This is a genomic window from Pseudomonadota bacterium (assembly GCA_037200975.1).
GTDB lineage: Bacteria > Pseudomonadota > Gammaproteobacteria > Steroidobacterales > Steroidobacteraceae > CADEED01.
This window is the reverse complement of the sequence record JBBCGI010000001.1, coordinates 4,154,688-4,177,238: the sequence shown is the minus strand read 5'-3', so window position 1 is coordinate 4,177,238 and position 22,551 is coordinate 4,154,688. Positions and strand designations below refer to the sequence as shown.

Below are 22,551 nucleotides of genomic sequence, written 5' to 3'. Positions count from 1 at the left end.
TTCAAATCCGCGCCGGAAAAAACCCCGCCCCGAAAAATAGGCATGTCCCCTTTTCCTCTGCCCCCTTTTCAGCTCGCGTTCTTGGCGATCTGCTTGATATCCAGGACCGCGCCTTCCTGATCCCGCTCGCGACGCACCGCGAATGATGTCGCCTGCGGGTCCGCGACCGTGCAGGTGTCGCGGCCCGTCTGCTTCGAGCGATACAACGCCTCGTCGGCCAGCCGGATCAACGTCTCCCGGTCGCGCGACATGGTCGAGTCCGAGATGCCGAAACTCGCGGTGAATATCGGCGTGCCCGCGACCAGGTGCGCCTGCGCCAGCGCGACCCGCAACCGGCCGACGACTTCCGCGGCACGTTCGGAATTGGCGCCCGGCAGCAGCAGCGCGAATTCCTCGCCGCCCCAACGCACCACGTGATCGCGGTCGCGCACCACGCCGCGCGCCGTGTCGGCAAACAGCTTGAGCGCGCGATCCCCGGCTTCGTGGCCCTGCGTGTCGTTCAGGCGCTTGAAGAAATCGAGATCCGACATGACGACGGCGAATGCCGCGTCGACCGCCATCAGGTTGCTGAGCACTTCTTCGGCGGCGCGCCGGTTCGCGAGACCCGTCAGACTGTCGGTGCTGGCCTGCAGCTGCGAGCGTTCGAACGCGCGCAGCGTTCCGATGCGATTCCCGGCATGCACGCCGAGCGCCGTGAGCTGCGCGATCTGTTCGGGGTTGGGGGGCTTGCCCTTGGCGCCGGCCACGTGCAAAACACCAAGCGCGCGGCCCATGAAGTTCACCGGCACGCAAGCCGCGGATACCGATCCGCCCATGCGCCCTAACAACTTCGGGCAGGCGTTCAACGCCTCGGCGTCGGGAAAGATCTGTGGATGCCCGCGGCGCACGGCGATGCAGCTGTAGGGCGACTCGACCATGCAATTGGGCGAGCCGGTCTTGGGGTGCACGCAGGCGCGCTCGAGATGTGCGCGCGACGAATCCGCCAGCAACAACTCCATCGGATGTACATCCGAGATCGCCGCCATGGCGCGCGCGATGACACGATCGGCTTCGGCTTCCGAGTCCGCCATCTCCAGCGCCTCGACCAGTTGATTGCTGAACGCGCTGCGGCCGGCTTCCGAGCGCAGGCGCGTCAACATGCCCTGCATGGTGTCGGCCAGCAGGTTGATCATGCGCGCGAGGCCGCTGATTTCATCCGAGCCATGCGTCTCGCAGCGATTGTCCATGTCGCCGGCAGCCAGCGCCTGCGCCACTTCACCCACCGCGTGGATCGAACTGCGGATGGAACTCGCGATCGCCCACACCAGCAACGCCGCGAGGATCGCCGCGACCAACGCGCCGCCGAGCAGCCAGGCCGTCACCGCGCCCGAGCGGTCTGCCTCGGCCAGCACGCGCGTCTCCACGCGTTGCAGGACTCCGCGCATGCGCGACATGGATTCGATCAGCGCGGTCTCGAGCGCAGCCCGGCGCGGCTCGACGTCCGCGAAGGCCCAGGCCGTCCCGCTGGCGGCATCGGCACCGGGACGTACGTACGCCTCCGCGCTCTCGAGATACTGCGCCGCGGGTGCACGAAGACTGTCGGTGATCGCCCCGACTTCGGGTGTGGCGGGCAGTGCCCAGGTGGCTTCGAGCTGCACTCGCAGGGCGGTGAGCAGATTTCTCGCGCCGCTGCTCGGAGCAGTGCCGGTCGCCTGCAGCTCCGCGCCGATGGTTTTGTGGATGCTCAGCGCGCGGTCGAGCGAGCGCTGCACGGCGGCGACGCGCGCCAGATCCGTGCTCGCTTCCGACTGCAGCTGCGTCACATGCAATGCGCCGAGGACGACGCATGCCTCCGCCACCAGCAGGATGGCGAACATAATGTAGAAGCGCCCGGTGATCGGAATTGCGGTGAACCACCGGCGCGTGTCTCGAGCTGTCATTACCCTGGTCGCCCCCCGCGAAACGCGTCAAATCGCTATCGGCGCGGCCGGGGTAGACGTTAGGGGCAAGGAGGCCCTGCGCAGCCCGCATGGCGCGACGCAGTCCGCAGTTTTGACGCTCCGGGAAATCCTCCGACGTGTTACCTCGCCGCCAGCGACAGCAGGCCGGCGTTGCCGCCGATCGCGGCGGTATTCGTGGTGATCGTCTGCTCGGTCGCCAGGCGATGCAGGTAGTACGGCCCACCGGCCTTGGGGCCCGTGCCCGACAAGCCCATTCCGCCGAACGGCTGCACGCCCACCACCGCGCCGATCATGTTGCGATTGATGTACACGTTGCCCACGCGCAGCTCGCGCGCCACTTTCTGCGCCAGTCCATCGATGCGCGTGTGGATGCCGAGCGTCAATCCATATCCCATCGCGTTGATCGCCGCGATCACGGCGTCGAGATCGCGGGCGCGGTAACGCACCAGGTGCACGATCGGACCGAACACCTCGCGCTTGAGATCCGCGAGCGCGCCGATCTCCACCGCGAGTGGCGCGAAAAAGCGCCCCGCTTCGGCCGCGGGTGCGGCCGCGCGATGACTCCAGCGCGCGCCCTTGACCACTTCGGCGGCATGTCTGCGCAGCATCGACAACGCGTCGTCGTCGATCACCGGGCCCACGTCGGTGGCGAGATGGGCCGGATCGCCGAGCACGATCTCGTCCATCGCCCCGGCCAGCAATGTCTGCACCCGCGGCACGATCTCCTCCTGCACCAGCAGCACGCGTAATGCCGAACAGCGCTGCCCCGCGCTGTTGAAACCCGACTGCACCGTGTCGAGCACCAGCTGCTCGGCGAGCGCGGAGCTGTCGGCCAGCATCACATTGAGTCCGCCGGTTTCCGCGATCAACGTGCCGATCGCGCCGGGCCGCGCGGCCATCGAACGCTCGATGAGACGCGCCGTGTCGGTGGAACCCGTGAACACGATGCCCGCCAGGCGCGGATCGCGCGTCAACGCGCCGCCGACCTTGGCGCCGTCGCCAGGCACGAATTGCAATGCCTCGGGCGGCACACCCGCCTGCAGCAGCAGGCCCGTGGCGAACGCGGCGGTCAACGGAGTCTGCTCGGCTGGTTTGGCAACTACCGTATTGCCTGCCGCCAGCGCGGCCGCGACCTGCCCGGTGTAGATAGCCAGTGGAAAATTCCACGGACTGATGCAGCCGAACACACCCTTGCCGCGCAGACGCAGCAGATTGCGCTCGCCGGTCGGGCCCGGCAGCGTCGCCTCGTGCGAAAAATCGCGCCGTGCGCGTGCCGCGTAGTAACGCAGGAAATCGACCGCTTCGCGCACTTCGCCAAGCGCGTCGGGCAGCGTCTTGCCCGCTTCGCGCACGCAGCGCGCGATCAATGCGGCACTCTGCTCTTCGAACAACACCGCCGCCCGTTCGAGCACGGCGGCGCGCTTCTCGCCACCGGCAGCATCCCAGTCCTCCTGCGCGCGCAACGCGGCGCCGATGGCGGCATCGACGGTCGCCGCATCGGCGGATGCGACGGTGCCGATCTGCTCCGCGGTATTGGCCGGGTTGACGATGGCGCTGACGGCGCCCGCGCGGATCTGCCCTGACACGACCGGCGCCGCGCTCCAGGGTTGTTGTGAGGCGCGCTGACAATCGCGCAGCAACAGATCCACCGCCTGGCCGTCGGCGAAGTTGAAACCGGTGGAATTCAACCGTTCCGGCGCGAACAGATTCACCGGCAGAGGAATACGCGGATGCGCGACCCGTTCGAGCGCATCGACTTCGGCGATCGGATCGGCAACGACCTCCTCGGCCGGCAGGCTCGCATCGACGATGCGGTTGACGAACGAGGTGTTGGCGCCGTTCTCGAGCAGGCGGCGCACCAGGTACGGCAGCAGGTCCTCATGCGCGCCGACCGGCGCATACACGCGGCAGGCATGTTGCCCCCACGGGCCGCGCACCACGCTGTCATAAAGTTCTGCGCCCATCCCATGCAGGCGCTGGAACTCGAACCGGCCCGCGTCGCCGCCGAAGACCTCAGCCACCTGCGCAATGGTGTGCGCGTTGTGGGTCGCGAATTGTGGATAGACGCGCTCGCCCGCACTCTCCAGCAATTTCGCGCACGCCAGGTACGACACGTCGGTGTTGGACTTGCGCGTGAACACCGGATACCCCGCCAGTCCACGCTCCTGGGCGCGCTTGATCTCGCTGTCCCAGTACGCGCCCTTCACAAGGCGCAGCGTGATGCGCCGGTCGGTGGCGCGCAGACGGCCCATCAGCCAGCCGAGCGTGTCGTAGGCGCGTTTCTGGTACGCCTGTACCGCGAGCCCGAAGCCCCCGTAGCCGCGCGTCACTTCGCTCTCGAGCAGCCGGTCGACCAGCAACAACGAAAGCTCCAGCCGCTCCGCCTCTTCCGCATCGAGCGTCACGCCGATGCCCGCATCGCGCGCCTCGCGCACCAGCTTTTCGATGACTGGATAGAGCTCCTTCATTACCCGCGCGCTCTGCGCGAATTCGTAACGCGGATGCAGCGCCGACAACTTGATCGACACGCTGTGGCGCGCGGTGATCGACTCGCGCGTTTCAACCGCACGGCCCACCGCGGCGATCGCCGCGGAATATTTCTCGCGATAACGCTCCGCATCGGCACGCGTCAATGCAGCCTCGCCCAACATGTCGAACGAATAGCGGTACGCGCGCTCGTCCTTGCCCGCGGCACGTTCGAGCGCGCTGGCGATGTCGCGCCCCATGACGAACTGATGGCCGAGAATACGCATGGCCTGCTTCAGTGCGGCGCGCGCCACCGGCTCGCCGAGCTTCCCGACCAGGCGCGCATACCAGGAACGCGCTTCGCCCACGTCATTGCGATCGAGCGACACGACGCGGCCGGTGAGCATCAGCCCCCAGGTGGAAGCATTCACCAGCATCGATTCGGAGTCGCCCAGGTGTTCGTCCCAGGCACCGCTCGGGATCTTGTCGGCGATGAGCCGGTCCGCGGTTTCGCCGTCGGGAATGCGCAGCAGCGCCTCGGCGAGGCACATGAGGATGACGCCCTCGCGCGAAGCCAAGCTGTATTCGCGCAGGAAGGCATCGAGCGCGCCGCCGCTGCCGCGCGCCGCGCGCACGGCCTGAACCAATGCCAGCGCACGCGCTCCAACATTGCGGGTGGCGCCTTCCGGCAGCCGGGCGTGATCCGCGAGCTCGCGCACAAGTGGTTGTTCTTCGGTGAGATATCTGGAATTGATCGCCTTGGCGATCGAGTCAGGCCGGTCGAGCGAGGCGAAATTTGTCATGACCGAAATTCTATTGAATATGGGCGCTTGCGTCCCAACACCGTGGCGATGAACTCATCCGTACGCGCCGTCACCACGGCCAGTTTTCCCGCCGAGGTCGTCAACGCCTCATCCTCACAACCCGTCCTGGTCGACTTCTGGGCGCCTTGGTGCGGGCCCTGCCGCGCGCTGGGCCCGGTGCTCGAACAACTTGCCGACGAACATGTCGGCGCGGTCAAGGTGGTCAAGGTGAACACCGACGAAAACCAGGACCTCGCGCAGCAGTTCCAGATCCGCAGCATCCCGGCGGTCAAGTTGTTCCGCGGTGGCCGCGTGGTGGACGAATTCGTCGGCGCGCAGCCGCTGGCGCGCGTACGCGCATTTCTCGCGCCGCACCTCGCTCCGGCCGAAGCACCGCCCGAATACATCGCGGCGCGGGAGCTCGCCGCGCAGGGCGATTACGCCGGCGCGGTGACCAAACTACGCGCGGTGGCGGACGCGAACCCCGCCAATCTCGATGCACGCCGCGATCTCGCGCGTTATCTCGCCCTCGGCGGGGAGGTCGTCGAGGCGTCGAAAGTGCTGGGTCAACTGCCACCGCAGGCACAGAACGATCCGGCCTCGAATGCGGTACGCGCGATCATCCATTTCGCTGCGCTCGCCACGGACGAGGCGGCACGGACCGATTCGCTGCGCGCCGCCGCGGCCCGCTCGATTCTCGGCGGCAGTCCGGATGCCGCGGTCGAGAGCCTGCTGACACGGATGCAGGGCGACCGTGCCTTCGCCACGCGGGCGGGTCGCGAGGATCTGCTGCAGGCATTCGCGCTGCTGTCCGCGGACGATGCCCGCGTATCCGGCTGGCGCCGCCGGCTCGCGGCACTGCTGAACTGACCCGCCGCGTAACTAGTTAGTCGGACGCCGCCTCGCGGCGCAGCCGTTCGGCCTCGCCGCGCCCGAGGTAGGCGACGATGCCGACGCGCGCGATGTACAGCAGCGGGATCAACGCGACGGCGGCTGTCATCTTGTAGACGTAGTTGACGGTGCCGATCGCCAGGAACTGCGGAATCGACCAGTGCTGGGGCCCGATCACGAACGCGATGTACAACACGACGAAGCTGTCGAGCAGCTGCGAAACGGCCGTTGATGCCGTGGCACGCAACCACACGAAGCGCTCGCCGGTCACTTTCAGGATGCGGTGAAAGATGACCACATCCACCAGCTGCCCGATGAGGAAGGCGACGATGGATCCGCAGATGGTCCACATCCCCTGCCCGAACAGGATCGCGTACGCCTTCTGGATGTCGGGGACGCCCATCCCCTTGTTGATGTCCACCCAGAACGCGGCGGGCGCCAGTGAGATCGCGGCATAGGCCGCGATGAAGGAATAGGCGATCAGGCCCACGGCGATCCAGGAGATCAGCCGCACGCCGCGGACGCCAAAATATTCGTTGATGACGTCCGTCATGATGAATACGAACGGCCACACCAGCACGCCGGCGGTGAAATTCAACGTGCCGCTGATGCCGAACAGCGACCAGTTGAAGGGCTGGGCCCCGACGCTCGCTTCGAGCGCGAAGATCTTGACCCCGACGAATTCGCCGATCAGCGCATTGGTGAGAAAGAAGCCGGCGAGAAAGATGAACAGGCGCGTCGCGCGATGATCGGTGATGCGCATTCAGTCCCTTCCCCGCAGGCGCCGCAGCTCGCGCCGCCCGTGTTTGTCGGGGCGCTCGAGCGAGGGAGGCGGCGCGAAGGCCGCGGCCAGCTTCGCATTCGCCACGTGTTTTTCGCGCGCCGCGCGCGCGGCATCGGTTTCGGCGTAGCAGACCTGGGCCACGGTGGCCGAGCCGCGCCGGTCCGGGAGCTTGAGGACTGCGCACTCGAACTGGAATCCGGGCCTCGTGATCTGCACGCTGTCGCCCACCTTGAGCGTGCGCGACGGCTTCACCCGCGCTCCATTCAGATGCACCTTGCCGCCCGAAACCGCGTCGGCCGCCAGCGAACGAGTCTTGAACAGCCTCGTGCACCACAGCCAGCGATCGATGCGCAGGGTGCCACCGCCCCCTTCCGCACCCTCGCCCGATTCGCTTTCGAACGCATTTGCCATGTCGGCGGTCAGTATAATTGCGCCCTCTTTCCCTTACCCGAGGTTCCTTCTTGGATCTGCCATTTTTCGATCGTCTCGACTCGCAGCTCGAGGAATTGCGCCAGCAGGGCCTGTTCAAGTCGGAGCGCGTGATTTCGAGCCCGCAGGCCGGGTCGATCCGCGCCAACGACGCCGACGTCATCAATCTCTGCGCTAACAACTACCTGGGCCTCGCGAGCCACCCCGCCATCCGCGAGGCCGCGCATCGGGCCATCGACCGTTATGGCTACGGCATGGCGTCGGTGCGTTTCATCTGCGGCACGCAGACGGCGCACAAGCAGCTCGAAGCGGCGCTGTCGAAATTCCTCGGCACCGAGGACACGATCCTCTATTCGTCGTGCTGGGACGCTAACGGCGGGCTGTTCGAGACGGTGTTGAACGAAGAAGACGCGATCATCTCCGACGCGTTGAACCATGCCAGCATCATCGATGGTGTCCGCCTCTGCAAAGCCCGGCGCCTGCGCTACGCGAACCGCAACCTCGCCGAGCTCGAGCAGCACCTGAAGGACACCCAGAGTTCGCGCACCCGGCTGATCGCAACCGACGGCGTGTTCTCGATGGACGGCAGCATCGCGCCGCTGCGCGAAATCTGCGAGCTCGCCGGCAAATACAACGCGCTGGTCATGGTCGACGACTCGCATGCGACCGGCTTCATGGGCGCCGGCGGCCGCGGCACTCCAGAACACTGCGGCGTCGCGGGCCGCATCGATTTCCTGACCGGCACGTTCGGCAAGGCGCTGGGCGGCGGCAGCGGCGGATACACCAGCGGGCGCGCGAATGCGATCGCCTGGCTGCGGCAGCGTTCCCGGCCTTACTTGTTTTCGAACAGCATTCCGCCCGTGGTCGCGGCCGTGACGCTGCGCGCGCTCGACCTCGTCGAGAACATGCCCGCCCTGCGTGAAACCTTGTTTGGTCACGCCCGCAAGTTCCGCGCCGGCTTGCAGGCCGCGGGTTTCAAACTACTGCCCGGCGATCATCCGATCATCCCGGTGATGATCGGCGATGCGGCGCTGGCGGCCCGCTTCGCCGATAAATTGCTGGGCGAAGGCATCTACGTCATCGGTTTCTCTTTCCCCGTGGTCCCGAAGGGCGAGGCGCGCATCCGCACGCAGATGTCCGCGGGGTTGACAGACGCGCAGCTCGATCGCGCGCTCGCGGCGTTCATCAAGGTTGGCCGCGAACTGGAGCTCATCAAGTGAAAGCATTGGTCAAAAGCGAAGCAAAACCCGGCATCTGGATGAAGGACATCGAGGTGCCGAAGGTCGGCCCCAACGACGTGCTCATCAAGATCGGCAAGACCGCCATCTGCGGCACCGACATGCACATCTACAACTGGGATGCGTGGGCGCAGAAGACCATCCCGGTGCCCATGGCCGTCGGCCACGAATACTTCGGCCGCATCGTCGACATGGGCAGCGAAGTGCGCGGCTTTGCGGTCGGCGACCGCGTGTCGGGTGAGGGCCATCTGACCTGCGGCTACTGCCGCAACTGCCGCGCCGGCCGTCGCCACCTGTGCATCAACACCGTGGGCGTAGGAGTCGACCGGCAGGGCTGCTTCGCCGAGTACCTCGCGATCCCCGCCAGCAACGCCTTCAAACTACCCGACGCCGTCACCGACGACATCGCCAGCATTCTCGATCCATTCGGCAACGCAACGCATACCGCCCTCGCCTTCAACATGGTGGGCGAAGACGTGTTGATCACCGGCGCCGGCCCCATTGGCATCATGGCGGTAGCCATCGCCAAACGTGTCGGCGCGCGCCACGTGGTCATCACCGACGTGAACGACTATCGGCTGGGCCTCGCGCAGAAGATGGGCGCCACGCGCGCGGTGAATGTCACGCGCGAGAAGCTCGACGACGTGATGAAAGGCCTGGGAATGCAGGAAGGCTTCGACGTTGGCCTCGAAATGTCGGGCAACCCCACGGCTTTCAGGGACATGCTGCGCACGATGCACCACGGCGGCAGCGTCGCGTTGCTGGGCATCCCGCCCGGCGAGACCGCGATCGACTGGAACCAGGTGATCTTCAAGGGCCTCAACATGCGCGGCATCTACGGCCGCGAGATGTTCGAGACCTGGTACAAGATGGCGGCGCTGCTGCAGGCCGGGCTCGACATCACGCCGGTGATCACGCATCACTTTCCCATCCAGGAATTCCAGCGCGGCTTCGAGACGATGGGCTCGGGCCAGTCGGGCAAGGTGATCCTCGACTGGGGCACGCTCAACTGACGTCGTTGAGCGTTAATAAACCCGTGCGTGCCGGGTCAAAATCTCGGCGGGATCCGGCGGACGCCTAGCGGACGTCGCAGAAGCAGTAGACGTAGCGGTGATCGCGCGCATTCATGCGCGTCCAGCGGGTGAGCTCCCGCTGCAGCGGCTCGAGGTCGTGCGCCACCTGGAGCGCGGGCACGCGCGCAACCACTTCACCCACGAACGTCCGCGCGAACCAGACCTTGATCTGCAGCGCGATCGATTCCGCCCACGTGAGTTCGGGTTCGATGCGCTCGACATCGTAGGTCTCGAGCTTGGCGCGCTTCGCGGCCGATTTCACCGCGTCGTCGAACAGGCCGAGCTGGTCGACCAGGCCATTGTTCTTGGCATCGGTGCCGATCCACACCCGGCCCTGCGCGATGGCATGCACCTCGTCGCGCGTCTTCTTGCGGCCATCCGAGACGCGCTGCAGGAATTCGTCGTAGCCGTGTTCGATGGCCGACTGCAGCAGCTTCTTGGCGTCTTCGCCGAGCGCGCGATCGAGCCGCAGCTGGCCTGAAAGACTGGTGGTTCCGACACCGTCGACGTTGACGCCGATCTTCTGCAAGGTGTTCTGGAAGGTCGGAATGGCGCCGAAGATGCCGATCGATCCGGTGATCGTGGCCGGATGCGCCCAGATCTCATCGGCCGAAGCCGAGATGTAGTAGCCGCCGGATGCCGCCAGGTCGCCCATCGACACGACCACCGGCTTGCCGTCCTTCTGCGCGGCGCGCACTTCGCGGTAGATCTGCTCGGAGGCGAACACGCTGCCGCCCGGGCTATCCACCCGCAGCACGATGGCCTTGATGTCGTCGTCATGGCGCGCCTGGCGGATCAGCTCCGAAGTGCTCTCGCCACCCACGGTGCCCGGCGGCTGCGAACCGTCGAGAATTTCACCCGCCGCCACGATGACACCGACCTTCTTCTTGCCCGCGCCACGCGCCTTCTGCTCGGCGTGCACGATGCGCAAGTAATCTTCGAGCGACGTGGAATTGTAGGTCTCGCCAGCGTCGCTCTCGTCCGCTTCGATTTTTTCCTTCGTGTCCTCGTCTGAATCGCTGCCGACCAGCTCGACCATGCGGCGGTCGACTTCGAGCGAGGACTTGAGCGCGGTGACGAGTTTGGCGTCGAGCGCCATCTTCGCGGCGTCACCCTTGAGCGCCAGCAACGCGGGCACGGAATTCGCCACGTAGGCGCTGATGTCGTCGGCCTTGAGGCCGCGCGCCTCGGCCACCGCGGTGCGGTAACTGAGCCACAGCGCATTGAGATACGCGAGACTCTCTTCGCGTTCTTCGGGTGACATGTCGGTGCGCACGTAGACTTCCGCCGCGCTCTTGTAAGCGCCCACGCGGAACAGGTTCATCTCGACACCGAGCTTGTCGAACAGATCCTTGTAGAACATCCGGTAACGTTCGTACCCGTCGATGGCCACCATGCCCATCGGGTCGAGGTAGACCTCATCGGCGGAGGCGCCGACGTAGAACTGCTCCTGGCCGAAGTAGGTGGACTGCGCGATCACCTTCTTGCCTGAGCTGCGGAAGTCCTTGATGGCCGCCGTGAACTCGGCGAGCGTGGGCTGGCCGCCGCCCGACATCTCGTTGAGATCGAGCACGACCGCCTTGATGCGGGAATCCTTCTTCGCCGCCTTGAGCGCGTCGATGAGATCCCACAGCAGGGTTTCGCTCTGCGCGTCGCCCTGGGCACGGGCGATGGCCTGGTCGACCGGGCTGCCACTCAGCTGCTCGACGATCGTGCCTTTCGGCCGGATGACCAGCGCGGAGGCGTCCTGGATGTGCGGAATCGAAGTATTCAGCGCCCCGACGACGACGCCGAATATCAGCAGCAGCAATAAAAGGTGCAGGAACTTGCGCAGCCCGTCGAGGCCGCGCCAGATGCCGACGAAGATCCGGCCGATCATGTTTCCTGCACCTTCAAAGAGTGGTTAGACCTTCTCTTCGATGCGGGCAGCCTTGCCCGACAGATCCCGCAGGTAGTACAGCTTGGCGCGACGCACGCTGCCGCGGCGCTTCACTTCGACTTCGCTGATCGACGGGCTGTGCGTCTGGAACGTGCGTTCCACGCCTTCGCCGTGCGAGATCTTGCGCACCGTGAAAGAGGAGTTGAGGCCGCGATTGCTCTTGGCGATCACGATGCCTTCGTAAGCCTGTGCACGCTCGCGATCGCCTTCCTTCACCTTGACCTGCACCACGACGGTGTCACCAGGATTGAAGTCCGGCAGCTTGCGCGTCATGCGCGCCTTTTCGAGTTCTTGAATGATGTTAGCCATGTCGTTCACCTTCGCGTTCAGCGAGAAATTCATCGAGGAGTTTCGCCGCATCAGCCGGCAATCCGCCCCGCGCAATCAAATCGGGCCGGCGCATCCAGGTGCGCGCGACCGCCTGCTTCAAACGCCAGCGCTGGATATCAGCGTGGTTGCCGCCCTGCAGAACCTGCGGCACCGTCCGGCCCTCGAACTCCACCGGCCGCGTGTAATGCGGCCAATCGAGCAACCCCTGGTCGAAAGACTCCTCGACGTTCGAACGCTCGTCCCCGAGCACTCCCGGCAGCAGTCTCGCCACCGCGTCGATGATCACGAGCGCCGGGAATTCGCCACCGGACAACACGTAATCGCCTACCGACACTTCTCTATCTATACGCGATTCGATGACTCGTTCGTCGAGACCTTCGTATCGCCCCGCCACCAGGACCAGGCCCGGCAGCTTCGAAAACTCTTCCGCCAGGCGCTGCGTGAAAGGCACGCCCTGCGCCGACATATAGATGCGCGGCGAAACTGCCGGCGCCCGCCCCGCCGCGGCATCGATTGCCGCCGACATCGGCTCGGGCTTCAGAACCATTCCCGGGCCGCCGCCATAAGGCCGGTCGTCCACGGTGCGATGCACGTCGCGCGTATGTACCCGTGGGTCTTCGCAACCGACCCGAATCAACTGCCGCTCGACCGCGCGCCCGAGCACGCCCATCTTCAGCGACTGCTGGATGAGCTCCGGAAACAATGTCACGACTTCGATGTGCATGAGTCGTGTCAGAAATCCTCGGGCCAATCCACGACCACCGCGCGAGCGACTTTGTCGACACTGCGCAGGTGCTCGCGCGTCACCGGTACCAGGTACTCGCGCACACCCTTGATGATCATCACCGCGTTGCCCGGCGTGTCGATGAAATGATCGACCACCCCCAGCAACACTCCTTCGACATTCTTCACCTCGAACCCGACCAGGTCGTCGCGATAGTGTTCGCGCCCCTCGGCCGGCGGCAGCAGCTCGCGCTCCACCAGGACCATCTGCCCGGTGAGCCGGGCGGCGCCGTCGCGTTCGTCGACACCTTCCAGATGCACGATCCAGCCATTACCCTGGGGTCGCACTTCCAGCACTTTCACTTCGCCGCGGGATTGCAGGTGCCAGACGCGCCACTCGAACAACCGTTGCGGCGGCTCCGTGAAGGATTGCACCCGCAACCAGCCGCGCACCCCGTGCGCCGCTCCCAATCTGCCTACTTCAATGCGCTGGGGGTCGCTCAAACAAGCACCCTCCAACTAACAAGCTGCGATCAGGCGTTCGCTTTGCGGAACGTGGTGACCAGCTGCTTCACGCGGTCGGACTGCTGCGCGCCCTTGGACAACCAGTATTCGATGCGCGCGATGTCGAGCTTGAGCTTGGTCTCGGACTTCACCGCTTTCGGGTTGAAGAAACCGACCTGCTCCAGGCTCTTGCCACCCTGGCGCTTGCGGCTGTCGGTCACCACGACGTGATAGAACGGCGTGTTAGTGGCACCGCGGCGGGTCAGACGAATTGTCACCATGTCATTAAACCTTCGAGTTACGTAGCCCCGGGTCGGAAAAGCCCCACCCGGCCGGCCAAAAAAGAGCGCGGATTCTACGCAAATCAGTACCTTGGGGGTAGTCCTGTTTGGGGCCTGGCCTCAATTTCGTCCCGCGCCAGCGGAACCCCGGTGCAAGCCGTTGAAAACCGGCTCAGACCTCGATTCCAGCCCGTTCCCGGCGCCACTCAGCGGCCAGGGAAGCCCGGCGGCATCCCGCCGCCCTTCATGGCCTGCATCATGCGTTTCATTCGCCCCCCGGACATGCTTTTCATCATTTTCTGCATATCCAGGAACTGCTTCATGAGGCGATTGACGTCCTGGACCTGCACTCCCGCCCCGGTGGCGATGCGACGGCGGCGGGAGCCGTCGAGCAGCCCCGGATTGCGGCGCTCCTTCCGGGTCATGGAATTGATGATGGCGATCTGGCGCCGCACGTCCTTGTCGCCCTGATCCGGCGGCATCGCGGCGCCTTTCATGGCCGCCGACGGCAATTTGTCCATCAGCGCGCCGACACCGCCCATCTTTTGCAATTGCTCGAGCTGGCTCTTGAGATCCACGAGGTCGAAGCCCTTGCCCTTCGCCACCTTCTTGGCGAGCTTCTGGGCTTCCTCCACGTCGACTTGGCGTGTGACCTGCTCCACCAGCGCGACCACGTCGCCCATGCCGAGGATGCGGCCGGCCATACGCTCCGCATCGAATGGCTCGAGCGCATCGAGCTTCTCGCCCATGCCCACCATGACGATGGGTTTGCCGGTGACTTCGCGTACCGACAACGCGGCGCCGCCGCGCGCATCGCCATCGGCCTTGGTAAGGATGACGCCAGTAAGATCGAGCGCGGCCCCAAAGGCCCGCGCGGAATTCACCGCGTCCTGCCCGGCCATCGCGTCGATGACGAACAGGCGCTCGTGTGTTTCCACCGCGCGCTCGATCTCCTTCACCTCTTCCATCAATTCCGCATCGACGTGCAAACGGCCGGCGGTGTCGACGATCAACACGTCATACACACCCTTGCGCGCGGCATCGAGCGAGTCGCGTGCGATGTCGGCGGGCTTGTGTTTGACGTCGGTCGGGAAGAAGCCCGCGCCCACCTGCTCCGACAACCGCTGCAGCTGCAGCACCGCGGCCGGGCGGCGGATGTCCGTGCTGACTAACAAGACGCGTTTTTTCTGTTCGATCAACCAGCGCGCGAGTTTGCCGGCGGTGGTGGTCTTGCCGGCGCCTTGCAGGCCGGCTAACAACACCACGACCGGCGGCTGCGCGCGCAGTTCGAATCTCTGGCGCTCGCCACCCATCAACGCAACCAGCTCCTTGTGCAGGATGCCGACAAAGGCCTGGCCGGGGGTGAGGCTGCCCGTGACTTCGGCGCCCAGCGCCTTCTGCTTGACGCGCTCGATGAAGGTCTTGACCACCGGCAGCGCGACGTCGGCCTCGAGCAGGGCCATGCGCACTTCGCGCAGGGACTCGCCGACGTTTTCCTCGGTGATGCGGCCGCGCCCGCGCAGCGTGTCGACGGTGCGCGAAAGGCGTGCAGTCAGGTTTTCGAAAAGTGCCATAGGGGCGGGATTATAGAAGCCCTATGCTATGGGGCATATGCAAAACGCACCGTCCTACATCCTCGGCATCGCGTTAGTCGTGCTGCTGCTGCTCATCGCGTTTTCCTCGGGCACCGAAGTCGCGATGTTGTCCGCCAACCGGTACAAGATCCGCGCCGCCGCCAAGGCCGGCAAACGCACCGCCAAGGCGCTCGACGCGTTATTGGCGAAGCCCGACAACTGGCTGGGCGCGAACCTCGTGCTGCTCGCCCTGGCCAGCGTCGCCGCCTCTTCCATCGCCACGTTGTTAGCGCAGCGCACCCACTACGAACACGCGATCCCCGTGACGATGGGCGTGTTGTCGGTGTTCATGATCGTGTTCTGCGAGCTCGCGCCCAAGATCTACGCCTCGCTCAAGCCCGATCCGGTGGCGATGTCGTCCACCTACATCTACAAGCTGCTGGTGTTCGTCATGACGCCGATCAGCTGGTTCACCAACAAGGCGGCGTACGGGTTCCTGCGCATCTTCGGCGTGAAGCCCACGCGTGCCGATGGCAGCACCATGTCGGCGGAAGAACTGCGCTCGGTGGTCGCCGAGGCGGGCCCGATGATTCCCACGCGCCACCGGCAGATGTTGCTCTCGATCCTCGATCTGGAACACATCACCGTGAACGACATCATGATCCCGCGCCAGGACATCGCGTCGATCAACGTCGACGACAACTGGGAAGACATCCTCGATCAGCTGCGACAGACGCCGCACACGCGCCTGCCTTGCTACGAGGGCGAGCTCGACAATCTCATCGGCATCGTTCACATGAAACGTGTCGCGCAGGAGCTGGCGCGCGACACCCTCACCCGCGAGCGGCTCATCGAACTCGCCCAGGCGCGCGAGCCGTACTTCGTGCCCGAAGGCACCGCGCTCACCGTGCAGCTCAACCAGTTCCAGCGCAACCGGCGCCGCATGGCGTTCGTGGTCGACGAATACGGCGACATCCAGGGCTTCGTCACGCTCGAGGACATCCTGGAAGAGATCGTCGGCGAATTCACCACCGATCCGGCGACCGTCACACACAAACACGTGCATCGCGAAGGCCCGGGCGTGTTCATCGTCAATGCCAGCGCCACGATCCGCGCGCTCAACCGCTCGCTCGGCTGGCAGCTGCCCACCGACGGCCCGAAGACGCTGAACGGGCTGCTGGTCGAACAGCTCGAAACGCTGCCCGAAGCCGGCGCACACGTGACCGTGGGCGAATACGAGTTCGAAGTGCTGCAGATCGGCGAGAACACGATCCGCACGGTGCGCGCGCAGAGATCGGCGTCTGCCGCGGCCGCGGACTAACCGAGCGCTGCCTGTAGCGCCGCGTCGATGCGGGACAACTCGCGGACCGCCAAGCCCTCGATGGGCACGCGCGGGGCGTTCTCCCTGGCGATCAACGCGGTGGTGAAACCCTGCTTGGCGGCTTCGCGCAATCGCTCCTCTCCGTAGGCGACCGGGCGCAGTTCACCCGTGAGACCGATCTCGCCAAACGCGACGATCGACTGCGCGATGGGTTTGCCGGCCAGGCTCGACGCCAGCGCCAGCACGACCGGCAGATCGCAGGCGGTCTCGGTGACCTCGAGCCCGCCCACCAGGTTCACGAACACGTCGTGTTCCTGCAGTGACACGCCACCGTGGCGGTTCATCACGGCTAACAACATGGCGACGCGCTGCGCATCCAGGCCCTGCGCGACGCGCCGCGGCGAACCGAAGCGCATGCGATCGACCAGCGCCTGCAACTCCACCAGCAGCGGCCGGCGGCCGTCACGCGTCACGGTCACGATGCTGCCCGGCGCGGGCGCGCCCGAGCGCGCCAGGAATATCGCCGAGGGGTTGCGGACCTCGCGCAGCCCCTGCTCGTCCATGTGGAAGAACGCCAGTTCGCCCACCGAACCGAACCGGTTCTTGGTGGCGCGCACGTTGCGAAAACGGCTCGAGGCATCGCTCTCGAAGTACAAGACCGTGTCGACCAGGTGCTCGAGCACTCGCGGACCCGCGATCGCGCCGTCCTTGGTCACGTGACCCACGATGACCACGCTGGTACCGGTGCTCTTGGCGAAACGCACCAGCTGCGCCGTGCATTCCTTGAGCTGGGTGATCGCGCCGGCCGCCGTACCGAGCGATGCAATCTGCACGGTCTGGATGGAATCGACGATCAGCACGCGGGTCTGCTCGTCGCGCGCCCGGGCCATGACGCCTTCGAGATCGGTGTCCGCGATCACCCGCAGGTTCGAAGCCCCGACCGAGAGCCGCCGGGCGCGCAGACCGATCTGACCCACCGATTCTTCGGCGGACAGGTACAGCGTCGGGGTGGAGCGGGCCACATGGTTGGCGAGCTGCAGCAGCAGCGTGGACTTGCCGATGCCGGGTTCGCCACCTAGCAAGGTCACCGAACCCGGGATCAAGCCTCCGCCGAGCACCCGGTCGAGCTCGCCCATGCCGGTCGAAAGGCGCGGCAGATCAAGTGTTTCCAGCTCCCGCGGCGGCGCGGCCGGCGCGTTCGAGGCGGGCGTGGCGCCCGCCGGCCGCCGCGCGACGGCGCGCTGTTCCAGGGTGTTCCACTGCCCGCACTGGGGGCATTGCCCCTGCCATTTCAGGGTTTCGGCGCCGCATTCGGCGCAGACGAAAACGATCGCCGGCTTGGCCATTTTTCAGCAAATCCCTCTTTTCACCGGTCCGGAAAGCGTGACGAAGTTCATGGGGCTGACAGACTTTGGGCCGGCGGAGCACCTAGTGTGCAGTAGTCCGGTGCACCACGACCCGCTGTGGCTTAGCATTGCGGTCCTAGGTCGTTGATTTTCGTCGCTCACCGCTGGATGAAGTGTGACTTATTGCACCGGCACACGCCCGTGCTGCTGGTAGGTTATGGCATTCGCGGGGAAGCGGACGGAAGCAATGCTGCCGTTGAGGACTCATTTTGGTGTTGACGCCTTGTGAACGAAGAACACGCTGAACATCGATGCGTCCGTGGGGTTCGCCCGTGACTTTGAAGGGCAAGCTCACCTTTGTTGGCCAGACCGACACGGGACGCGTCCGCGAACACAACGAGGACACCATCGCATCCGACGTCGAAGTCGGCTTGCTGGTCCTTGCTGATGGCATGGGCGGCTACAACGCCGGTGAAGTTGCCAGCGGCATCGCGGTCAAGACCATCACGAACCTGGTCCGGGAAGGATTGGCGCGCGAGGATCTCGGCTCGATCGACCGCAGCACCGGCCTCACCCGCCCGTCCATCGTGCTGCGAGACGCCATCACTCGCGCAAACAAGATCATCTATCAGACCGCGCGTTCGCAGGCCGAATGCGAAGGCATGGGCACGACCGTGGTCGCCGCCCTGTTCTACGACAACAAGATCTCCATCGCGCACGTGGGTGACTCGCGCCTGTATCGCCAGCGCGGCAGCGCCATCGCCCAGGTGACCATGGACCACTCACTACTTCAGGAACTGGTGGATCGCGGCTTCTACTCACCCGAAGAAGCGCAGCGCGCCGCCAACAAGAACTACGTGACCCGCGCGCTGGGAGTCGAACCCCAGGTGGACGTCGAGGTGCAGGAACACCCGGTGGACAAGGGCGATATCTTCATCCTGTGCTCGGACGGTTTGTCCGACATGGTCGAAGATGAAGACATCCGTTTAACTATAAGCACCTTTGGTGCTAACCTAGATACGGTTGCTAAGCAGTTGATTCAGTTAGCCAACGAGAACGGCGGTCGCGACAACGTCTCGGTGGTGCTCGCGCAGGCGAACGAAGCGTTCCCGGCGAGTCGCGGAGTGATGGACAAACTTCTTGGCTGGTTCAGTTAAGGGACGAAAACAATGGCACGTCTGGTCTTAAGCCTGGATAACCAGGTCCTCGCCGAATACAACATGAACAAGGAGCGGTACACCATTGGCCGGCTCCCCGACAATGACATCCGCATCGACAATTCGGCGGTGTCGGGTCATCACTCGCTGATCATCAACATCCTCAACGATTCATTCCTCGAGGATCTGAACAGCACCAACGGCACGTACGTGAACGGCAAGCTCATCAAGAAGCATGCGATGCAGCACGGCGACGTCGTGACGGTGGGCCACCACCAGCTGCGCTTCGTCGAAGACGACGAGGCCCAGGACGAATTCGAAAAGACGATGGTCATCCAGCCGTCGTCGCGCCCCGCGGCCGAGAAGATGCAGGCGGCCAAGGACCGGGCGGAAAAAGTTTCCGCGGATGTGTCCGCCAGCGGCGTGCGCAAGAGTCTCGACGGCAAGACGCCGGTCAAGAAGGCCAAGCTGCAGGTTCTCTCGGGCTCCTTCGCGGGCCGCGAGCTGGAGCTGAACAAGGCGCTGACGACGCTCGGCCGGCCGGGTATCCAGGTCGCCGCGATCACGCGCCGGCAGGATGGCTTCTTCATCGTGCACGTCGACAGCGATACGCCTAACAATTATCCGCTGGTCAACGGCACCGCCATCGGCAGCCAGGCTCGCAAGCTCACGGACAACGACGTGATCCAGCTGGCGGGCGTGAAGATGGGCTTCTTCGAAGCCTAGGGTCAGCGCAGAAACAAAGAAGGGCCGGGTTCGCGAGAACCCGGCCCTTTTGTTTGCCCCACGTTGTGCGGGCTACTTCTTCTTCACCGCGTACAGCGTCACGGTGCCGCTGATCTCGTTGGCCACCGCCACGAGCGGCTGGCCGTTCGGGCTTTCGCGGGCGGGGATGAAGTGCACACCTTCGGGTCCCAGGTCGCCGGTGCCAGCGTCGAAATCCCGGTTGTTGAGAAAGTCGACGAAGAAGGTCTCCGACGGGTCGGTCACGTCGTACATCATGAGCCCGCCAGTGCGCTCGAGGCCGATGAACGCATAGGTGCGACCGTCGATCTCGCCCAACGCCACTCCTTCCGGCTCCGGTCCCTTGTTGTCGGAACGGTCGTCGAAGTTGGTGTTGTCGTTGCTGGCATTGAAGTGCGCCGCGTCATCGAACGCCGTGATGCGCTCGAACCCCGCGCCGCTGTCGTAGACCTGCTCGCCCGACGTGGACCAGATCGAGAATGAACGGCCGCCGAGCGTGTACAGGCGGTCGTAATCTCCATCACCATCGACATCACCCAGCGCCTTGGTCACGGTGTGGCGGCCCAGATTGGCGTTCTGCTTGAGCACGGCGCCATTCGGGAATGCCACCGGGTCCAGCGCGAGCGCGCTGACCCGCGACTCTTCGGCAAAACCCGGCCAGTCGCGTGCGTCGCCTTCGTTGGCGGTGACCAGGTAGGTACGTCCGCGAGCCTGGTAGGCCGCGATGGCGTCGGGTTGATACATGCCGAGCAGCGGCCAGTCGCGGATGCTGATCTTCGAATCGCGGTCCGAGGCGTCGAGGCCCGGTACATCGATGAGTCCGAGCGTCACGGGCTCCGGGTTGTAACCGGGCGCGAGCTTGAACAGGCCCGTGGCATTGTCCACCTGGATCTGCGCGACTCCGAAGTCGTTGTCGTTGATCACGGCAATGCGTCCATCGTCCAGGATGGTCAGACCCTCCACTTTCTGCACCGAGGCGTAGCCGGCCGCGGCGAGGTCCACGTGCAGCGTCTTGACGACGCCGCGCACGCCCACGGTGGCGAGTTCATCCACCGTCATCTGGTCCAGCGAGAGGTTGACCGTCGCGCCGTTGCGCACCACTGGGTAGATAGTGTCCAGCGCGGTGATGTCGGTGGCCGTGCCGAGCGTGAACGAATACACCTTCTTGGTGATGGCCGGCAGCTCGATGGCGGGCACGTTGTCGTCGTCCCGCTCCACCACCAGGAATTCACCGCTGCCCGACACCGTGGCGTCGCCGATCTTGTCCGCGCGCGTGTCGGTGGCATTCAGCGGCACGGGATTGTCCATCTCGTAGAGGAACTGGCGCGTGGCCAGCGTCTCGGGATCGAACTCCACCACACGCACGTTGCGCATGGCGTTCAACGCACCGTTGGTGAGAGCAACCGGGTTGCGGACCGGGCTCTGCACGAACGCGTACAACTTGCCGTCGAGCTCCGCCAGCGCCTCGACGCCGCGATTCTGGCGCCGCTGCGCGATGACGGCCGGCAGCGCTTCGATGCCGAACTCCCCGGCCACTCCCGGCGCGGGCACCGGCTTGCCGGCGGCGGCATGGGTGCCCACCGGGATGTACCGCTGCAGCAGGACGCCCTTCTTGTCGAAGTGGTAGATAGCCGGGCGGTACTCGTCGCCGAGCCAGAAGCTGCCATCGTCGCCGACCACGATCGCCTCGAAGTCGCCGCCCAGCGGATCGAGCGGCAGCACCTTGCCGAACAGATCCACCGGCACTTCATCGTTGTAGGCCTGGTTGGCGTCGCCCGAAAGCGCGGTGTTCGGCAGACCCGTCAGCGGCCTGCCATCGGGACGCTTGAATTCGATCTGCTCGGTGAGATCGAAACGGCCGTTCGAAGGATCCAGCGTGAAGCGCACGATGCGCGGGTGGTACTGCGGCAGCACGAAGGGGCGCAGGATGCCCGTGGGCTCGGCATTCGGGCCGCGGTCCGTGTGCGTGATGAACTTCAGTTTTCCGTCACGCGTGGTGCCTTCGTACGCCAGACCCGAGAAGCCGCCCAACGTCATCTTCTGGCCAGCGGCGGTCCTGCCGATGGACGGCAGGTTGTCCCACTCGTAGGTGGCGCTCACCGCGGGCGTCGCGCTGTAGTCTTTGTAGCCCAGCGGCAGCAGCTGCAGCACCTTTGCCTTGTCGATATCGATCACCGCGATGGCGTTGTTTTCCTGCAGGGTCACGTAGGCCTTGCGGGAGTCCGCCGAGGCCGCGATGTATTCAGGTTCGAAGTCCTGTGCGGCGGTGGCGCCCGGCCCATAGATCCGGATGCCTTTGGAACGCAATGCAGCTTCCTGCCCGTTGAACTGCGTGAAGCCCACGGTGCGCACGCTGCCGTTGCCGAATTTTTTCCATTCGTTGCGGTTGTGAGGCACGCGCACGATGCTGACAGTGCCTTCCGGATCCGTGAAACCCGCGCCGTAACCACTGGGCTCGGCTTCATTGGCCACGAGCACATTGCGCCCATCGGGCGTGAACGTGAGCATGTCGGGCAACGAGCCGACCTTGGCCGAACCGAGGGACTGTCCGTCGGTCGTGTAGAAGGCAACGAGACCGGGATCCGTCTTCACCACGGCCTGGATCGCAATAGCCAGGACACCGTCGTACACGTCCACGCTGTTGGGTGAACCCAAGGCGGACAGGTCGAGCCGCTTCAGCAGCGTCGGAGCTGCGGGGTTGCGCAGGCTCAGGATGTCGACGCTCGAAGCCGTCGCGTTGATGAGGAACAGACGGCGAGAATCTTTATCGTAGGCGACGATTTCCGCCGCGCCCGCGCCGAGGCCGGTCGAATACGAGCCCAGCACGTCGAGCTCGAAGGAGGCACGGCGCTGGTGCCGGAGCTTCCAGTGGTGAAAATAACCGCCGTGGTACGAAGACCCGTGGCGGCTATCGTGCGCCGCCGCGGGAGCGGCAGCGCAGATGACTGTCAATGCGGCAACAGTTGCCGCAACGAAGCGGCCGGAAACTCTCGTCATGATTTCTCCGT

General features: G+C 65.1%; 18 protein-coding genes. 6 read left to right on the top strand and 12 right to left on the bottom strand.

What is annotated here, in order from left to right; genetic code table 11:
* Nucleotides 1–68 precede the first annotated feature (68 nt).
* Together WDO72_18645 and putA are read right to left on the bottom strand one after the other, a co-directional pair.
* A complete protein-coding gene (locus WDO72_18645; GenBank protein MEJ0087695.1) occupies nucleotides 69–1,919 on the bottom strand; it encodes a diguanylate cyclase in 1,851 nt (616 codons plus the stop codon).
* 140 nt (nucleotides 1,920–2,059) lie between these two features.
* Nucleotides 2,060–5,209, bottom strand: coding sequence for a bifunctional proline dehydrogenase/L-glutamate gamma-semialdehyde dehydrogenase PutA (putA, locus tag WDO72_18640; protein ID MEJ0087694.1), 3,150 nt, complete (start codon nucleotides 5,207–5,209; stop codon nucleotides 2,060–2,062).
* Nucleotides 5,210–5,236: 27 nt separating this feature from the next.
* Here putA and trxA point away from each other — a divergent pair, with 27 nt between their 5' ends.
* On the top strand, nucleotides 5,237–6,079 hold the full coding sequence (gene trxA, locus WDO72_18635) for a thioredoxin (GenBank protein ID MEJ0087693.1): 843 nt from the start codon (nucleotides 5,237–5,239) through the stop codon (nucleotides 6,077–6,079).
* Nucleotides 6,080–6,095: 16 nt separating this feature from the next.
* Here trxA and WDO72_18630 read toward each other — a convergent pair whose 3' ends face one another.
* Together WDO72_18630 and WDO72_18625 are read right to left on the bottom strand one after the other, a co-directional pair.
* A complete protein-coding gene (locus WDO72_18630) occupies nucleotides 6,096–6,863 on the bottom strand; it encodes a queuosine precursor transporter (protein MEJ0087692.1) in 768 nt (255 codons plus the stop codon).
* Nucleotides 6,864–7,295 carry an RNA-binding S4 domain-containing protein gene (locus WDO72_18625; protein MEJ0087691.1) on the bottom strand — a complete coding sequence of 144 codons (432 nt, stop codon included), beginning with the start codon at nucleotides 7,293–7,295 and terminating at the stop codon, nucleotides 6,864–6,866.
* Nucleotides 7,296–7,345: 50 nt separating this feature from the next.
* Here WDO72_18625 and WDO72_18620 point away from each other — a divergent pair, with 50 nt between their 5' ends.
* On the top strand, nucleotides 7,346–8,533 hold the full coding sequence (locus WDO72_18620; GenBank protein MEJ0087690.1) for a glycine C-acetyltransferase: 1,188 nt from the start codon (nucleotides 7,346–7,348) through the stop codon (nucleotides 8,531–8,533).
* The gene (gene tdh, locus WDO72_18615) at nucleotides 8,530–9,564 is read left to right on the top strand and encodes an L-threonine 3-dehydrogenase (protein MEJ0087689.1); all 1,035 of its coding nucleotides are present in this window, start codon (nucleotides 8,530–8,532) and stop codon (nucleotides 9,562–9,564) included. The genes WDO72_18620 and tdh overlap by 4 nt, the downstream gene beginning before the upstream one ends.
* 64 nt (nucleotides 9,565–9,628) lie before the next feature.
* Here the strand turns inward: tdh and sppA are convergent, their stop codons facing one another.
* The 6 genes from sppA to ffh all read right to left on the bottom strand — a co-directional run bounded on the left by sppA (nucleotide 9,629) and on the right by ffh (nucleotide 14,975).
* A complete protein-coding gene (sppA, locus tag WDO72_18610) occupies nucleotides 9,629–11,503 on the bottom strand; it encodes a signal peptide peptidase SppA (protein MEJ0087688.1) in 1,875 nt (624 codons plus the stop codon).
* 24 nt (nucleotides 11,504–11,527) lie between these two features.
* Nucleotides 11,528–11,872 carry a 50S ribosomal protein L19 gene (gene rplS / locus WDO72_18605; protein ID MEJ0087687.1) on the bottom strand — a complete coding sequence of 115 codons (345 nt, stop codon included), beginning with the start codon at nucleotides 11,870–11,872 and terminating at the stop codon, nucleotides 11,528–11,530.
* Nucleotides 11,865–12,617, bottom strand: a complete 753-nt coding sequence (trmD, locus tag WDO72_18600) for a tRNA (guanosine(37)-N1)-methyltransferase TrmD (GenBank protein MEJ0087686.1) — start codon at nucleotides 12,615–12,617, stop codon at nucleotides 11,865–11,867. The genes rplS and trmD overlap by 8 nt, the downstream gene beginning before the upstream one ends.
* 8 nt (nucleotides 12,618–12,625) lie before the next feature.
* Nucleotides 12,626–13,120, bottom strand: coding sequence for a ribosome maturation factor RimM (gene rimM, locus WDO72_18595; protein ID MEJ0087685.1), 495 nt, complete (start codon nucleotides 13,118–13,120; stop codon nucleotides 12,626–12,628).
* 29 nt (nucleotides 13,121–13,149) lie between these two features.
* Nucleotides 13,150–13,401, bottom strand: coding sequence for a 30S ribosomal protein S16 (gene rpsP, locus WDO72_18590; GenBank protein ID MEJ0087684.1), 252 nt, complete (start codon nucleotides 13,399–13,401; stop codon nucleotides 13,150–13,152).
* Nucleotides 13,402–13,607: 206 nt separating this feature from the next.
* Entirely contained in the window at nucleotides 13,608–14,975 is a 1,368-nt protein-coding gene (gene ffh, locus WDO72_18585) for a signal recognition particle protein (GenBank protein MEJ0087683.1), read from the bottom strand.
* A gap of 37 nt (nucleotides 14,976–15,012) precedes the next feature.
* On the opposite strand from ffh, the gene WDO72_18580 reads away from it, so the two are divergent.
* The gene (locus tag WDO72_18580; GenBank protein MEJ0087682.1) at nucleotides 15,013–16,296 is read left to right on the top strand and encodes a CNNM domain-containing protein; all 1,284 of its coding nucleotides are present in this window, start codon (nucleotides 15,013–15,015) and stop codon (nucleotides 16,294–16,296) included.
* Here WDO72_18580 and radA read toward each other — a convergent pair.
* A complete protein-coding gene (radA, locus tag WDO72_18575; GenBank protein MEJ0087681.1) occupies nucleotides 16,293–17,642 on the bottom strand; it encodes a DNA repair protein RadA in 1,350 nt (449 codons plus the stop codon). The genes WDO72_18580 and radA overlap by 4 nt on opposite strands.
* Nucleotides 17,643–17,974: 332 nt before the next feature.
* Between radA and WDO72_18570 the strand changes: the two genes are divergently transcribed.
* Nucleotides 17,975–18,799, top strand: coding sequence for a Stp1/IreP family PP2C-type Ser/Thr phosphatase (locus WDO72_18570; GenBank protein MEJ0087680.1), 825 nt, complete (start codon nucleotides 17,975–17,977; stop codon nucleotides 18,797–18,799).
* A gap of 12 nt (nucleotides 18,800–18,811) precedes the next feature.
* On the top strand, nucleotides 18,812–19,525 hold the full coding sequence (locus WDO72_18565) for an FHA domain-containing protein (protein ID MEJ0087679.1): 714 nt from the start codon (nucleotides 18,812–18,814) through the stop codon (nucleotides 19,523–19,525).
* Between the two features lie 72 nt (nucleotides 19,526–19,597).
* Here WDO72_18565 and WDO72_18560 read toward each other — a convergent pair whose 3' ends face one another.
* A complete protein-coding gene (locus WDO72_18560) occupies nucleotides 19,598–22,540 on the bottom strand; it encodes a choice-of-anchor I family protein (protein MEJ0087678.1) in 2,943 nt (980 codons plus the stop codon).
* Between the last annotated feature and the right edge of the window lie 11 nt (nucleotides 22,541–22,551).

Bases quoted from the DNA above. Each gene is read 5' to 3' on its own strand.
- WDO72_18645 (MEJ0087695.1), bottom strand. From the start codon at position 1,919: ATGACAGCTCGAGACACGCGCCGGTGGTTCACCGCAATTCCGATCACC.
- putA (MEJ0087694.1), bottom strand. From the start codon at position 5,209: ATGACAAATTTCGCCTCGCTCGACCGGCCTGACTCGATCGCCAAGGCG.
- WDO72_18630 (MEJ0087692.1), bottom strand. From the start codon at position 6,863: ATGCGCATCACCGATCATCGCGCGACGCGCCTGTTCATCTTTCTCGCC.
- WDO72_18625 (MEJ0087691.1), bottom strand. From the start codon at position 7,295: ATGGCAAATGCGTTCGAAAGCGAATCGGGCGAGGGTGCGGAAGGGGGC.
- sppA (MEJ0087688.1), bottom strand. From the start codon at position 11,503: ATGATCGGCCGGATCTTCGTCGGCATCTGGCGCGGCCTCGACGGGCTG.
- rplS (MEJ0087687.1), bottom strand. From the start codon at position 11,872: ATGGCTAACATCATTCAAGAACTCGAAAAGGCGCGCATGACGCGCAAG.
- trmD (MEJ0087686.1), bottom strand. From the start codon at position 12,617: ATGCACATCGAAGTCGTGACATTGTTTCCGGAGCTCATCCAGCAGTCG.
- rpsP (MEJ0087684.1), bottom strand. From the start codon at position 13,401: ATGGTGACAATTCGTCTGACCCGCCGCGGTGCCACTAACACGCCGTTC.
- ffh (MEJ0087683.1), bottom strand. From the start codon at position 14,975: ATGGCACTTTTCGAAAACCTGACTGCACGCCTTTCGCGCACCGTCGAC.
- WDO72_18580 (MEJ0087682.1), top strand. From the start codon at position 15,013: ATGCAAAACGCACCGTCCTACATCCTCGGCATCGCGTTAGTCGTGCTG.
- radA (MEJ0087681.1), bottom strand. From the start codon at position 17,642: ATGGCCAAGCCGGCGATCGTTTTCGTCTGCGCCGAATGCGGCGCCGAA.
- WDO72_18565 (MEJ0087679.1), top strand. From the start codon at position 18,812: ATGGCACGTCTGGTCTTAAGCCTGGATAACCAGGTCCTCGCCGAATAC.
- WDO72_18560 (MEJ0087678.1), bottom strand. From the start codon at position 22,540: ATGACGAGAGTTTCCGGCCGCTTCGTTGCGGCAACTGTTGCCGCATTG.